The organism is Eximiradius proteiniborus, from assembly GCF_058546985.1.
Map to the genome: position 1 here is coordinate 1,889,694 of NZ_CM178592.1, position 15,786 is coordinate 1,905,479.

Sequence of the window (15,786 nt, forward strand, 5' to 3'; positions counted from 1 at the left end):
AAAAGGAACAAATTATGAAAAAAGTAAAATTCCTGAGTGCATTTTGGCTGGCGTTGTTACTCATTGCAGGAGCCGCCGAATCACTTGCTCAAACTTACAACTACCAGATGACGCTTACCCCCCGAAGAATGGGTAACCAACTGGGCGTTGAAATTTGGGTCCGCTCTCTGACGCCTAATGCGGGTCCGCTCGGAGCAATGAACATTGGTGTTTCTTATAATGGCTCTAAACTTCAAGCAGAAAACTTCTCGCTTGTTAATCAACCCTCATCGAAAACTGATGCTGTTCAGTTCGATGTTGATGCTCCAGAGCCTCTGCCATATTATATTATTGAATCTGAATTCCACAACAAGCCTGCTCGCGGTTTCGCAGCTCTCAGCGGAACAAGCATTTCAGGTTTGGTGGGCGGAACTATGCGTTATGTCGCTGTGCTCGATGTCAATCTTACAAGTTCTGCAGGTCCTGGTTTCACTCCTGCTTCCTCTGGGCGCGGGTCGTTTATCGGACTTCTTCGCTTCAATATTCTCAACGCAAACGCTTTAACTGACAGCGATTTAGCAGAATTTCAGTTCAATCCGTACACTTCGCTCAATACAACTGTTGTAATGAGTGGTGATGGTCTTACAAACGTTACAAACCAGGTTGAATTTGTAAACCCAGCTCCGTTTACAATTCGTGGTATTACGGTTCTCAATCCAAATCAACTTAATCAAACAGTAAACCGCTATCCCGAATCTCCATATCAATCAATGCGCACAAATCGCGGCTATCCGATTTACTTCGAACGTTCTGGTCTTGCTACTCCTTCGTTAGCAGAACCTTATGGAACACGCCGCTTCGCATATCGTCTTGAATATTCGCTCGATGGTGGTGCTACTTATACTGAATTTGGACGCGTTGCTGAAAGTCGCGACAAAGCTTCTCTTATCGCTGCTGCTGATTTGCCAACATACAGATTAGGCTGGATAGACTCTCTCGATGCAACAGACGACTACTTTGTTACAACCGGTACTGTTAAACCTTTACCAAATGATGTTGCTTCGAGTGCATTACAAGATGAACCCGATGGTCCAGGTCTCACTGGTTGGGGCTACGGTGGCGTTCTCCGTGTTATCTGGAAAGCAGACGACAACTTCCCGTTCAGAAGTGAAATTGCAAAAATTAGAATAACTCAACTTGAAGGCACAAGCGGCAGCCTCGCTGAAAGCAGCCGTCCTGCTTACACTAGTTCAACAAGAATGGACGAATCAGACCAAACTTTCATCCTTGGTCGTTTGTTCTTCGTTCAATTTGATGGTGCTTCCACTTATTTCCGCACAGTTAGAAACTTCTCCACTCCAAACTCATTTACTGTAGAAGCTTGGGTTAATCTGAACACTTCGAATGGTGCTGGCAGCACACCTGCTATAGTTGCTGCAAGCTCAGGTTCGGCATCGGATGCAGGTTTGGGCTGGATGCTTTATCTTCGCGATGGTATTTATCCGGCATTCCGTGTTTCTGCTGCTGATGGCAGTGTGCTTGGCGATGTTGTTTGCCCGGCTCCATTGCTTCCATACGGCAACAATCCTAATCTGACAGACCAGCATTCACTTTCCTGGACTCATCTTGCTGGCGTTGTTTCGAATAATACTGTTATATTATATGTTGATGGCGAAGAAGTTGCCCGCTACAAAAATACAAGCGCTCCGAATATTCGCCCGTTGAACGTTAAAATGCCTATCTGGGTTGGCGTCAATCCAAACAACGGTATGCGTTCGCAAGATTACTTCTATGGCGGTATCAAAGAAGTTAAAGTTTGGCGTCACGCTTTAGAACAAAGTCAATTGCGTCGCTATATCCCAGGCGTTTACGATCCAAATGGCACAATTACTCCTATCACTGATGGTCCAAACGATTGGCGCACCGGGCTCGAGCTCTACTTCCCATTGCAGGCTTCACGCCTTGATAAAGCTAACGAAAAAATCTATCAGCAAAGCAACAACGACTTGAACTTCTTTACTACTCCCGGATTGACTTCCACTCCAAACAATGATGCTATCCGCTACCGCCCGGACCGCTCTCACATCAAACTGACTTCTCCAAATGGTGGCGAAGGTGTAAGCAATTTGGTTGATAAAGTTTACGAAATTCGCTGGGTTTCCTATGGTATTGGCAGCTTAACTCCAAAACCAAGCGCAACTTACGGCGACGTTATGATCCAGATTAGCCGCGATGGTGGCAACACCTGGTTCGACGCTTTGGACAATCAAACTCCTGCTATGCCTATCGACAATGCAGAAGTTGAAGAATCTTATGCTTTGTGGGAACCTTACAACAACGTTACTTCTTCCGGTATGATGAACGACCTGCAAGGCGTTATCCCATTTGTTGGCAACTACGAAAAAGATGTCCTGATGAAAATAAGCGGTTCCGAAGCTCGCAATCAGCAAGATATTTATTATATTTCCCAACCTTTCAAAGTTGCTCCTTGGTTCGCTTACAAAAATGGTCAGAACTCCATTGTAAGCATTCCTCAGAATACTAAACTCAATATCACTGGCGAAACTTTCTTCCTTGAAACTTGGATCAAACCTTATAGCTTCCCTCAAAATACTGAAGGTAACTTCTATCCGATAGTTGCAAAGAAGAATCCAAACGCTGCAACAGAAGCTGCTGCACTCCACTATGCTTTGAGACTTCTCCCAACAGGTCAATTGCAGTTCGTTGTTTCATCACTCGACAACGGAACTCCAACTATTCGCACTGCTGTGAGCGATCCAATCTACAGAATACTCAATCCTAACAGAGTTGAATTCGATTCAGTTTGGGTTCACGTTGGTGTTTGGGTAAATATTCCATCAGTTGGTTCACAATCACAAATCCTGTTCTTTGTTGATGGTGTTCCTCAGCTTACCTGGACTCGTAACGATGCATTAGAAGCAACTAACCCGATTATGAGACAGCTCGGTTCTGGCATTACTGTTGATAAAACAAACACTTCACCTGTTTACATTGGCTACGAACCAACTATCGGAACAACTACCGGTCGTCGTTTCGATGGTGAATTCCGTGAATTACGCTTCTGGGGCGGCAATCCTGGTGGTGTACTCACTATCGACGATATGATTAAATTTGTTCAGGGTGCTGCTAACGTCCGCGCAAGTGAACTCGGTGTATTCGGCGGTGTTGACTACACTAAGAACCTCATTGCTGCTTACTCATTCAACGGTAATAGCTGGGTCAACTACGGCAAAGCTCGTGCATTCGAAATGACTCCTTACGATGCCGACCTTGTTGCTCGTATTAATCCAGACCCGACTGCAAACTACGAATCAACTACTCCATTTATTAAATTAGTTGAACCAGTTTATCTGCAATCAGTTAAAAACACTGAAACTGCTCTCAAAGTTCGTTGGATTGGTTTCGACTATAACCGTAATGATGGAACTACTTTCACTTATGGTTCTTCTTCGCAACAAGCTGACTTAGAATTCTCAACCGGCGGTGGCGCTGGCAACACTAACGTTCCTTATCAATTTGTTTCGAGCATTTACCAAAATGCTGGCTATACAAACGCACTTGCTCTTCCAACTGCTACTGCTGATTATGAATTTATGGGCGTTGCTTCAAAACCACAATATGCTGGTATCCTCAATTGCTCAATTGCAGATCCTGACGCTAACAAAGACGGTATCTACAACGACCAAAGCGTTATCGGCGCTGCAATGACTAACGGAAGATTAAGACTTCGCGCCCGCGCTAACATCAACACTCCTTATGCATTAGAATATGATAACGGCGCTGATGGCTTTATGCAAACTCTTATCAGCGAAAGTGCTCAATTCAACATTACTCCTCCGAGCAACTTCACTGTTCGCGTCCTTCTCGATGGCTACCACGGTGGATATGCTGGCGGTATTGTGAACAACATTGGTACTAACTTCTCCAACAAAGGTTTGAGAATTCGCCTGTTCGAAGATAATTCAGGCGTTCCTGGTGCCTATGTTCCTAATAGCACGGCTCTTTCAACTGATAGATACTACAACTTTACTCAATCGAAACTTATCACTAACAGAAATGCTGGCGCTAACAACTTCGCTAACGTTCCTTTCGTTCTTACAGAAGTTGCTGATGGTCGCTACTTCGTAGTTGTTGATCACCTGAACTACTTGCCTGTTATGTCGGCTTACGCTGCTCCGTTCTACTATGTTGGCGACGACCTCTCTACTTGGGGCGTTGAATCAGGTTGGGACTTCCAGGCTTGGGACGGTACCGACAATAACTTAATTACTTCAACAGAAGCTCGTCAGGAACCTCCTGCTTATGGCTCCCGCTATACTGCTTATGCCGATGAACAAAACTACACTCCTGACCGCTACAACTCGAAATGGGCTTCAACTGGCTTGAACTTCAACGATGGTGGTGCTGCAAACAACATTACTGGTCCTAACTCATTGCCAGCTATGGTTGGTGGCGACGTCTATCGCGATGGTCAAATCAATGCAGCTGACCGTGCTAAAGTTCGCGTCAATGCTCTTTCTACTGATCCTTCCAACGACGTAAACGGCGATAACGTTGCAAACGCTATCGATAGAACTATCGTTGATAACAATACAAACAAAGTTTCATCACTTCGCAACCTTGCTTTGAATACTGCTTACGTTTATCCACAAACTACTAATTCTATCGAAAGCAACCCATTTGCTTACATTTCCGATGCAGACCCAATGAGCGTTTACTATCCTCTTGCTCCTGAACTTTCGAAACGCCTCATTGCTGATGCTAAATCATATCTCAACGAAGGTGGCGAAATCCATCCTTCCACTACTATCAGCAAATACGACCAAACTCAGTCTGGTGGTTTGTCCTACCGTGTTATTGCAATGCCTCATCTTAACGGCAATTTCGTAGATGTTCCTATCTACATTCGCAATACCGGTGCTGATTTTGCTCTTGCAAATGCTACTTTTGCAATCAATTTCGACCCAACTGTTGTTCGTTTTGCTGAACTTGTTAAACTCAACGAAGTTATTTTCGACAACCGTTCTGATTTAGGCTACGGTCCGATCTACACTTCGCCAACTAATTTAACTGATATTCCGGTGCCAAACACACGTTCTATCGAAGTTGATTGGGATGCATATACACGTCGCCCGGGTCAAATTGTTCCAAGAGTTAATACTTATCTTGGCACTCTCAGATTTGAACTCTTACGCAAAGATCAGAGCATATTCTTCAACTGGAGCAATACTTGCGCTGTTCTCTCCACAGACGGCAAAATTATCACTGGCGTTGGCGTATTCGAAGACATTAAACCTATCATCATCACTAAGAACTTTGCTGTTGTTGCTCCTAACGGAGGCGAAGTTTGGGAAGGTGGTTCAATGTACACAATCAACTGGACTGCTCCGCTCGATGTAGAAGGCGTTTCATTGTATCTCGAATACTCAGCCGACAACGGTGCTTCCTGGGTTCGTATTAGTCAGGAACCTGTTGATGCTCTCAAATTAAGCTTCAACTGGGTTGCTCCTCGCCTCAATTCCGGCGAAATGCTTGTTCGCTTGCTCGACGCAGCTACTGGCAAAGAACTCGACAGAAGCGACGCTGTATTTACTATATTCTCTGTCCCAGCTGAAATTACTCGTCCTGCTTCCACTGATCCTATCTACACAAGCGGCAAGAAGGACTTTATCCGCTGGATTTCGAAAGACAACGCTAACGTTCGTTTCGAATTCTCCGCTAATGGCGTTGATGGCTGGACTGCTGTTACTGGATCGGTTAGCTCCAACAAAGAAGAAGTTGAATGGACTATCCCCGCTGCAAACACTAAGAACGCTGTTGTTCGTATGGTTGATGTTGCAACAGGTAAAGTGCTCGCAGTTTCCGAACCATTCAGAATTCTCTCTGGTACACTCGTTATTACTAATCCTCGTGCAAACGATAAACTTAACTTCGGCGAAAAACGTCCTGTTCGCTGGGTTCACGAAAACGTTAATACATTCACATTGCAATACTCTATCGATAACGGCGCTACTTGGAATACTCTTGCAAGCGAATTCAAAGCATCTCTCCGTTCATTCGACTGGATGGTGCCAAATGTTAATACTAAGAACGCTTGGATTCGTGCTATCTACGCTAACATTCCTGAACTCGAATACCACCGTTCAGGTCCGTTCGAAATCAAAGGTAGCGTAACTGGTATCGACGATCCAATCGCTCTTGGTTACAATGTTGAAGTTGTTCCTAACCCATTTGCAGACGAAGCAAAAGTTACATTCACTATCCCAACTGATGGTAATGTTTCTGTTAGCCTCTACAATACAATGGGTGTCAAGGTTGCTTCGCTTGTATCCGGCAAGTTCTATGCTGCTGGCAGCCATACTGTTAGCTTGAGCGGATTGAACCTCGCTTCCGGTATGTATATCGTTCGTATCGAAGCTGGTCCGTACGTAATCACTCGCGAAGTTGTAAGAGTTAAATAATACTCTACGTTCATAACAACACCGGAGCAGCCCCTTCCTCGAAGGGGCTGCTTTTTTTATGCGTAACCGCTGTTTCCGACACCTTGAAATAATTTATTTACTGCTATTCATTAATTTCTCTAATCTCTTCAATAATTAATCGTCTATATTTTTATATTAATTTTGAATCGCTACGAAATTTTCCGAAAGTATAAGAAGTGGAAATGAAAAAAATAATCATAAATATTTTGTTGCTACTGATTGCGATTCCGGCAAACGCTCAGGATGAAAAATTCGACCCTAAGCACGAGGCTTTGCTGCGAGGTGTTCGAATTTACGGCGACAACGAAACTATGCCACCTATCCTTGTTCTGAACAATAGTTCGGGCTATTCGACAAATATTGGTAGCGAAAAAATTACTGTGGAAATAGATATTTTTGCAAGCGTTCCTCCGAATTTATATGCCCGGTTTATCCATTGCACTGCTGACTGGAAAGAAACGGAAAATATTTTTTATCAGGAGCTCTACCACCGCCGGTTTAGCAACATTCGCTGGGATGCAGCCGGCTACACAAATCCGTATTTCTCGCACAGAGGCTATTTCTCGTTTCCTGATTTTAGCATCCCGATTAAATATTCGGGCAACTGGAAAGTGAAATTTTATAACTACGACAACGATAAAGAAGAATTTGCAGAAGCAAAATTCTTTGTGGTCGAGCCACGAGCCCAATCTGTAATGAGCATTTGGAATAGTATGTATTCGACTAAATACAATGTTTCATCAACAAGTTATAATCTCGACGTTCAGGTTTGGTCAAAATTGAACCTGCTGGATAATAATGTGCATACCTGCGTGCTTTATAAAAATAATCGCTGGGAAGAACCTCTCGTTGTTTCATCAAGAAACGATATAGATGACTATTCATATCTTTATAAATATCAATACCGCAGAAATGTTTCGGGTTTTATCGGAGCGCGAAAGTATTTTAGAATTGAAGGTGTTCCTGCCGAAAACGAATATAGGGTGCTGGATTTGAACAATCTTGGATATTTTCCCCGTGGAGTAACCGAGCAACGCCTTCCTCTTTCCGACTTACGCCGCAACGGCACTTTCAACGAATACGACAACGAAGGCGTTATGCTAACAAGCCGCGTTCCTAATTATGCAAACGACTATATCTATCTGGAATTTCTGCTTGAACCGGATGGAGTGATTACAAACGAAGATGTCTTTATTATCGGCTCTTTCAACAACTGGAAGCCCGACCACCGCTGGATTATGTATTTCGACGAAGCAGACCGCTACTACAAACTTCGGGCTTGGGTGCGTCGGGGTGTGCATAATTATTTATATGCTACCGGCGAATTCGACTTTTACCGAAACCGTGCGGTGCGGTATTCTACCGACCAATACGAAGGCAACACAAGCGTAAACGACCATTCATTCATCGCATTTGTCTATTATAAAGATGTTGCTTTCGGTGGCTACGACGCAATTATTGCGGCAACAAGGCAAAGTATTAGTAGAAGTTATTGAGGATAAAATGAAAAAGTTACTGTTTTTATTGATTATGCTTACTATTGTTGGATGTTCAGGCAAAGTTGAAAAACGAAAAATTATGCTTGGCAACTATATCGCGGGAAGAAACGTTGCAGTGGAGGATATTCCCGAAATAAAGGCAGACGCTGCTTTGTCGCTTGCGACAAGGCTTACTCTCAAATATGATTTCATCGAAAAGCCCGACCGCGACACAATCGCTCAAAATCTCTACAACGAAGGGAAAAAGCCTATCCTTCTCGATATTGCCAGAATAGCAGGTGCTGATGAAGTTGCTTTTATGCGTGCCGACAGATTTATCAATATGCTGCGGGTGGAATTGCTTCTGGTGGACGTTAGCGATACGACAAAACGTCAAAAAGGCGAAGGATTTGCCCATCTGAACTATCGTCAGGCAACCACCGAAAAAACTCTTTTCGACCCATCGTTGCTCACTGCCACCCAAAGAGCCTTTGCAGATGCCAAAAACAACAGCAAATTATATTCTAATCAAGTTGGGAATTTAAATGTGAAACCTGCACCAACGCTCGTTCTTACCGGAATTGGTTTTAGCCTGCCAATTGGGTTGCGACCCTGGAATTTATACGACGCAAGAATTACAACTTCCTTTGCTGCTCTCGAAGAAATTTTCGAAGTTGCAAAAAAATCCAAAGATTTCGTTGCTTACGACCTCGAAACACGGGATAGTTTGTACAGCTTGTTCAAGCTTTACGTAGTTGAAAATTATAACTTGCCTACTTTAAATGAGATAGACGCACTACGCAAATTCAACGTTGGATATTTTATTGCCGGAAGCTACGAGCAATTGCCCGAAGCCGCCGAAATTTCCCTTTCTCTTTATAAAATTAACGAAAAAGATGTTGAAAAAATCAAAACAGTTACCGATATATTATATGATGATAAATTAGAAGAAATGAACAAGCTTGTTGCAAAATTAGCAAAAAAATTGCTGAATGTGGACGAAAATTGATATTTCTGGCATATCAATTGCTTGTTATTTCGGGAATGAGAAAAATTATTTACATATTAACCTTATTTCTGGTAGCCTCGACTGCCTTGCACACGCAATCTCTCAACTTCGTGAGAAACGACGTCGATTCGTCCAGAAGCAAGTTCGTAACGGCTACTTATGTATTCAGCATAGATATTGTTGCCGAAAATATCCAAAAATGCACAAACGTGTCTTTCGAGCTTCGCTACAATAAAACTCAGTTTGTCCGCTTCTCCGAATGGAAACGCGGTGAATTTGGTTCCACTACCAAAACCCTTGTGCTTTCGCTGCCCGATGCCTCTAATGACATAGGCAGATTGGTCGTTAGCTCCGGTATGGACTACACCCGCGACACAAACGCACCCGACAATCCCAAAGTTGTTAATCTGAAATTTGTTGTGATACCAGCAGCTCCGCATTTCGACGTGGTTACTTTTAGTTTGATCAATCCGCGGATAACTGTTGTTGCCGACGGACAACTGAAACTTATTGATTTGCCAACATCAAGCATTAGCTACACAATCCATAGCTTCGTAAACGTATGGCCCGGCGATGCAAACAACGACGGAGTTGTTAACCACCTCGATTTTGCAACAGTTTCCTACTATTTAGGCTTCGGACCAAACACCAAGCAAATGCGTAGCTTCAAACGCGAGCCCGCAAGCACTCTTTGGGCTCCTCAGCCGGTGATTGCCTGGGACACCGCCTCTGCTACTTATGCTGATTGCGATGGCAACGGAGAAGTTAATATGATTGATAATTTAGTTATCTCTTACAACTACGACAAGCAGCATCCCACCGGCAGCATAATTAATAATACTAATCAGGAAATTGAACTGCCTGCAATAGTTGTTCAGAAGTCAAGCAGCAGCATCATTTATCCTATCTATGTAAGCACCTACCAGCCGTATCTGTCGCTTGCCGGAACAATTGAAATTCCTGATTTACAGGATTTTGAAGTTCAGGGAATTGAACCAACCGGACTTTTGGACGGAAACAAAGCTACTTTCTCTATGTGGAAATCAACCCAAAATTCAATTGAATTCTCTATCGGCACAGTCAGCAAAACAAACCTGATTAACAATTCAGGTGTAGTTGCTAATTTAGTTTTAGAGCCGAAAAATCCGAACTTCAAAACACCTGACGTTGCAATCAAAAATCTCAGAGGAATTTCATCTTTTGGGCATATTTTCGAACTATCTGCTTTCACTTCTGTTGCCGAAAAATCCGAAAATCAAGATATATTCTTTTCGAATAATACGTTTTATTTGAATAGTTGCTTCGGAAAATACGATAATTTAGAAATCTACAATCTATTGGGCGAACTTGTCTATAAAACAGATATTGGAAATTTATCCGCAATCGATCTTGCATCGAAAGTTCGGGTGAAAGGATTTCTTATCGCTAAATTTAGCAACTCAAATGAAACAAAAATACAAAAGATAATTCTTGAATAGGTTATTCTGCCGGATATTTATAATCTGTTACATACCACTGGCTATCAATTTTTGCAGCAACAAAGTTAATTTTCTCTAACCAGTTTAATTCCAAGCTCACAATTGAAATATCTTCTGCAACAGAATTTGCTTTATATTCTGTTACTTTTTTGTTTTGCAAAATACGGCGAACCCGCTGAATATCAGTAATTCTTTCGTAGCGTTGCTCAGCAAGATATTTTGTTTTTTCCGGCGACGCAATAAGCGACATTGCCCCAAAAACATTACTGCTGTCGAGTTCTGCTTTGAATAGCATCACAACGCTAAGCGGTGCCCGCTGGGATAGTTCCACACGTTGCTGGCGTTCCTTTGGTGGTGCTTTGATTACAATCAGCTCGCAGCTTGCAAGCAATATCAAAATCAGCAATATATACGGTTTTCCTCTCACTTCTCGTTAATGAAATTAACTACTTCAACAATAAGCTTCTCAAGCACCTGGTTTGTCCCATCAAATGGATGAGCCGAGTTGAAACCGTGTCCTGCCTTATCCAACAGCAGGAAGCGGAATTTTTCCTTGTTCTTCACGCTGTGGGCAAGCTCGTATGCTTCTTTCGGGGTAACAGTTAAATCCTGCTTGCCGTGAATAATCAAAATAGGTTGCTCAACATTGGCTATTGCCTTTGGCAAGTTGAATTTATCAGCATTGAGCAATATATCTTCAAGATATGAATAGTTGAGACGTAATTTCTGTTGCGAGTGAACAAGCTTGAACTCAACGTATCCGTTGCGTCGCCATAAATCTTTCTGACGGTCGGAATATCTGTCGAAAGTCGCAATAGGCGAAAGCAGAACAAGTTTTTTAATACGTTGCGATAGATTTGCTGTTAGAATTGCAATAGCTGCACCACGAGAATGCCCGCAAAGAACAATTTCCCCATTCCAGTTATTGTAGTCAATCGGTATTTCTTGCTTTTCCAAAGCTTCAAGAAAATCCTGAACATCCTGCACTTCTTTCGACACAGTGTTTTGTGCAAAAAGTTCGGAATTGTATATCAGGCGCTCACCATCGACAACAGCAGAAAGCGAGAAATCAAAGCGAACAGAAATTATATCGTTCTCGGCAACCTTTTCGCATAAATACGGATAAAAACCCCAGTTACGGAAAGCTTTGAACCCGTGAAGAAATAGAAACAGTGTCTTTTTCGTTCTATTGCTATTATCAACTATTTCTAAATTTATATCCAGCCCGACATTATTTTTGAACGAGCTAATAATTGTGCTCATTTTAACTAACAGTTTTTAAAATTCTATTCCAGCGAATATTCGATATTTTTTCAATTAAACTATATGGACGTTCATATGCATCTTTAATTTCCCACGACCAATAAATAATGAGTGGTTTGCCAAGCACATTGTCGTAAGGAATAAATCCCCAGTAGCGGCTATCAAGACTGAAATCGCGATTGTCGCCTATCCCAAAGCAGTAGTCCCGCTGAACAGTGTATTTATTAGCAGGCTTCCCGTTGATAATAATTTGATTGCCATCCACTTTCACGTCGTTTCCTTCGCGTTTGATGAAAATATCCCATTCTTCTAAATTATCGAGCGTCAGGTTTATAACATCGCCTTTCTTAGGTATGCGGATTGGTCCGTAATTGTCGTGTGTCCAGTTGCGTCCTTTGGGGAAAGTGCGGAGTGTTTCCATCGGGTCGCGAAAAGCGTTGTTTGCTATAACTGCATTTGGTGGCAGTTTTTGCTCAACCCGATTTACATAAAGCACATTGTTTATGATTTGCAAAGTATCGCCGGCGGTTGCAACGCATCGCTTCAAATAATACTGAAATTCAGATGCTTCCACTTCATCGCGATAACCGGGGAAAATGAACACAATTACATCGTTCTTTTCGGGTTTGCGAAGCCCGGGAAATTTATAGAAAGGCAAAGGTATATTCACAAACGGAATTATTTGTGGTGTCGAAGGTCCAAAAATCAATTTATTCACAAAGAGAAAATCGCCAGTGAGAACTGTCTTTTCCATCGAACCTGTTGGCACAACAAACGAAGCAATAAGCAACCCGTTGATTATCATCACAAAGATAATCGCTCCAACAATTGTTTTGATCCACGAAACAACATGTTCGGCAAAAGTTTGGGGCTTCTTTTTATTTGCTTTGTAGTCCTTGTATCTACGATAAGCAGAAACAATGAAGTTTTTCATAATTTATTCCAATTAATTATTCTTTATCAATACTTAGAACAGCAAGAAACGCTTCTTGCGGAATTTCTACATTCCCTACCTGTTTCATACGTTTTTTGCCTTCCTTTTGTTTCTCAAGTAGTTTGCGTTTACGCGAAATATCGCCTCCGTAACACTTTGCAAGAACGTTTTTGCGTAGTGCTTTGACATTCGTCCGGGCTATAACTTTCGAACCAATTGCTGCCTGAATCGCAACTTCGAACATTTGGCGAGGAATAAGGTCTTTCAGCTTTGTGCAAAGTTTTTTGCCCCATTCGTAAGCTTTCGAACGGTGAACAATCGAGGACAATGCATCCACCTGATCGCCATTTATTAATATATCGAGTTTTACAAGGTCGCCTGCCTTGTAATCGTGAAATTCGTAGTCGAGCGAAGCATAGCCACGCGAGGTTGATTTCAGTTTGTCGTAGAAATCGAAAACTACTTCCGCAAGCGGCAATTCCCAGCTCATATCAACTCTGTCGGCAGAAAGATAGTGTGTGTTGATAAGTGTGCCGCGTCTATCCATACACAGTTTCATTATGTTTCCGATATACTCGCTTGGAGTAATGATTTGTGCTTTGATGTATGGTTCCTGAATTTCTTCAATTTCTACCGGACTTGGCAATTGAGCAGGATTTTCTATAAATATCTCTTCGCAATTTGTCTTGATTACTTTGTAGCGAACGTTTGGAACAGTTGTAACAATGTTCTGATTGAACTCTCGCTCAAGCCGTTCCTGAACTATTTCCATATGCAGTAGCCCAAGGAAACCGCAACGGAAGCCAAATCCCAGAGCACTTGAAGTTTCCGGCTCGTATTGAATTGCTGAATCATTTAGCGACAATTTTGCCAGCGATTCGCGTAAATCTTCGAAATCATCCGAATCCGCCGGATAAATTCCACTAAACACCATTGGCTTCACATTTTTAAATCCGGCAATAGGCTCCGAACAGCGGTTTTTGAATAGTGTTACTGTGTCGCCTACTTTCGTATCGTGCAAATCGCGTATATTTGCAATAAAATATCCGACATTTCCCGCTGATAGTTCTCCTGTGCGGTGCCGTTTCATATATAGAATACCTACTTCTTCCACGTCGTAGGTCATATCGGTTGCCATAAAGTAGATTTTGTCGTTTTCGCGAAGCACACCATCAAATACACGAATATATACAATCACCCCGCGATAGGAATCAAACACCGAATCGAAAATCAGAGCCCGCAGCGGTGCCGTTGGGTCGCCTTTCGGTGCGGGAATGCGTTCGACTATCGCTTCCAGAATTTCGTCAATACCAATCGATTTCTTAGCCGAAGCGAGCAATATCTCTTCCTCTTTGCATCCGATAAGGTCAATTATCTGTTGCTTTACTTTGTCGATAGTAGTTTCGGCACTCGGCAGGTCAATTTTATTTATTACAGGAATAATTTCCAGATTGTGTTCAATTGCAAGATAAAGATTGCTGATTGTTTGTGCTTCGATGCCTTGAGTGGCATCAACCACCAATATAGCACCTTCGCAGGCTGCAAGCGAACGGGATACTTCGTAGGAAAAGTCCACGTGTCCCGGAGTATCGATTAAATTGAGAGTGTATTGTTTGCCATTGCGTGCAGTATAGTCCATTTGAATAGCGTGAAGTTTGATGGTAATACCGCGTTCCTGCTCGAGCGGATTGTCGTCGAGAATTTGATTTGTAACCATCTCACGCTCTGTTACTCTGCCGGTTCGCATCAAAAGGCAGTCGGCAAGAGTAGATTTTCCGTGATCTATATGAGCAATAATACAAAAGTTGCGAAAATTTTCCATTTTTCAAATTTAGCCATAATTACAAGCTACAAATATACTAAATTAACTTGTGAAATAATAATATATTATGGCTAATCAAAAATGGAACAGAAAAATACAAATATCTTTATTATTAACTAATTACGCTATTGTTGCATTTTGTGTTGAGATGCATCCCATCCCGACATAATAGACTGGCTGTTTCTGTTGAGTATGGAGAAATGGTGATTATGAAAAAAAGAAAAGAGGCACTTCAAGCGTGCCTCTTCCCTGATTTCGTAGCTTTATTGAAATGCTGATTTATTACATTTTGCCAAGTTTCAGAATCAAATCAACTATACGGCAGGAATAACCAAATTCATTGTCGTACCATCCAACTACTTTCACAAAATTGCCTTGCACATCAGTTAGCGATGAATCAAAAATACAGGAATGCGGATTGCCAACAATATCTGTGGAAACAAGCGGATCGGTTGAATATTCCATTATGCCTTTCAGGTAAGTTTCCGAAGCCTTTTTCATCGCTTCGTTTACTTCTTCGATAGTTACTTCACGCGAAAGCACTGCTGCAAAGTCAGTAATCGAACCATCTGGAACTGGCACTCTCACAGCGTACCCCTTCAATTTACCTTTCAGCTCCGGAATTACAAGCCCAACTGCTTTAGCTGCGCCGGTTGTTGTCGGGATAGAGTTTATTGCAGCGGAACGAGCGCGACGCAAATCTTTGTGAGGCAAGTCCAAAATTCTCTGGTCGTTTGTGTAAGCGTGAATTGTGCACATAAACCCGCTTTGAACACCGAAGTTGTCGTGTAGCACTTTTACCATCGGAGCAAGGCAGTTTGTTGTGCAGGAAGCATTGGAAATTGTCTTTTCATTGCCTGTCAGGATATTGTCGTTTACTCCTAATACAACTGTAGCATCGACATCGCCTTTGGCTGGTGCCGAAAGCACTACTTTCTTTGCACCACTTGCTGCAATATGGCGTTCAAGTGCTTCGCGGCTTGTATAAACACCTGTCGATTCGAGCACTATATCAACATCCTTCCAGGGGATGCTTTCTATTGTCTTTTCTGCCGAAATTAAAATACGTTTGCCGTTCACAATCAGTTCATTGCCTTCTACTGCAACTTCACCCTGAAAACGACCGTGAACTGAATCGTATTTAAGCAAATGAGCCAATGTTGCAGCGTCTGTCAAATCATTGATTCCAACAATTTCAACATCTGCATTTCTTTTTACAAACTCACGGAAAGCCAAACGGCCTATTCTTCCAAAACCATTAATTGCAAGTCTTAATGCCATTTTATTTTCCTTTTTTAATTTAAACACACTGTTAGTTTT

Annotated in this window: 9 protein-coding genes; 4 read left to right on the plus strand and 5 right to left on the minus strand. The window is 42.3% G+C overall.

Annotation, left to right across the window (positions count from 1 at the left end; translation table 11 throughout):
* Positions 1 to 14: 14 nt before the first annotated feature.
* From ACY2LT_RS07865 to ACY2LT_RS07880, 4 genes are all read left to right on the plus strand, one after another.
* A complete protein-coding gene (locus tag ACY2LT_RS07865) occupies positions 15 to 6,461 on the plus strand; it encodes a LamG-like jellyroll fold domain-containing protein (protein WP_491814981.1) in 6,447 nt (2,148 codons plus the stop codon).
* Positions 6,462 to 6,664: 203 nt separating this feature from the next.
* A complete protein-coding gene (locus ACY2LT_RS07870; RefSeq protein ID WP_491814982.1) occupies positions 6,665 to 7,978 on the plus strand; it encodes a type IX secretion system plug protein domain-containing protein in 1,314 nt (437 codons plus the stop codon).
* A gap of 7 nt (positions 7,979 to 7,985) precedes the next feature.
* Positions 7,986 to 8,969, plus strand: a complete 984-nt coding sequence (locus tag ACY2LT_RS07875; RefSeq protein WP_491814984.1) for a hypothetical protein — start codon at positions 7,986 to 7,988, stop codon at positions 8,967 to 8,969.
* 35 nt (positions 8,970 to 9,004) lie between these two features.
* Positions 9,005 to 10,447, plus strand: a complete 1,443-nt coding sequence (locus ACY2LT_RS07880) for a dockerin type I domain-containing protein (RefSeq protein ID WP_491814985.1) — start codon at positions 9,005 to 9,007, stop codon at positions 10,445 to 10,447.
* A gap of 1 nt (position 10,448) precedes the next feature.
* Here the strand turns inward: ACY2LT_RS07880 and ACY2LT_RS07885 are convergent, their stop codons facing one another.
* The 5 genes from ACY2LT_RS07885 to gap all read right to left on the minus strand — a co-directional run bounded on the left by ACY2LT_RS07885 (position 10,449) and on the right by gap (position 15,747).
* Complete coding sequence (locus ACY2LT_RS07885) at positions 10,449 to 10,874, minus strand: hypothetical protein (protein ID WP_491814986.1); 426 nt, start codon at positions 10,872 to 10,874, stop codon at positions 10,449 to 10,451.
* Positions 10,871 to 11,710 carry an alpha/beta hydrolase family protein gene (locus ACY2LT_RS07890; protein ID WP_491814987.1) on the minus strand — a complete coding sequence of 280 codons (840 nt, stop codon included), beginning with the start codon at positions 11,708 to 11,710 and terminating at the stop codon, positions 10,871 to 10,873. The genes ACY2LT_RS07885 and ACY2LT_RS07890 overlap by 4 nt, the downstream gene beginning before the upstream one ends.
* Position 11,711: 1 nt before the next feature.
* Positions 11,712 to 12,644: a signal peptidase I gene (gene lepB, locus ACY2LT_RS07895; protein WP_491814988.1), complete on the minus strand. Its 933-nt coding sequence runs from the start codon at positions 12,642 to 12,644 to the stop codon at positions 11,712 to 11,714.
* 16 nt (positions 12,645 to 12,660) lie between these two features.
* Positions 12,661 to 14,466, minus strand: coding sequence for a translation elongation factor 4 (lepA, locus tag ACY2LT_RS07900; protein ID WP_491814989.1), 1,806 nt, complete (start codon positions 14,464 to 14,466; stop codon positions 12,661 to 12,663).
* Between the two features lie 282 nt (positions 14,467 to 14,748).
* Entirely contained in the window at positions 14,749 to 15,747 is a 999-nt protein-coding gene (gene gap, locus ACY2LT_RS07905) for a type I glyceraldehyde-3-phosphate dehydrogenase (protein ID WP_491814990.1), read from the minus strand.
* Positions 15,748 to 15,786: the final 39 nt, after the last annotated feature.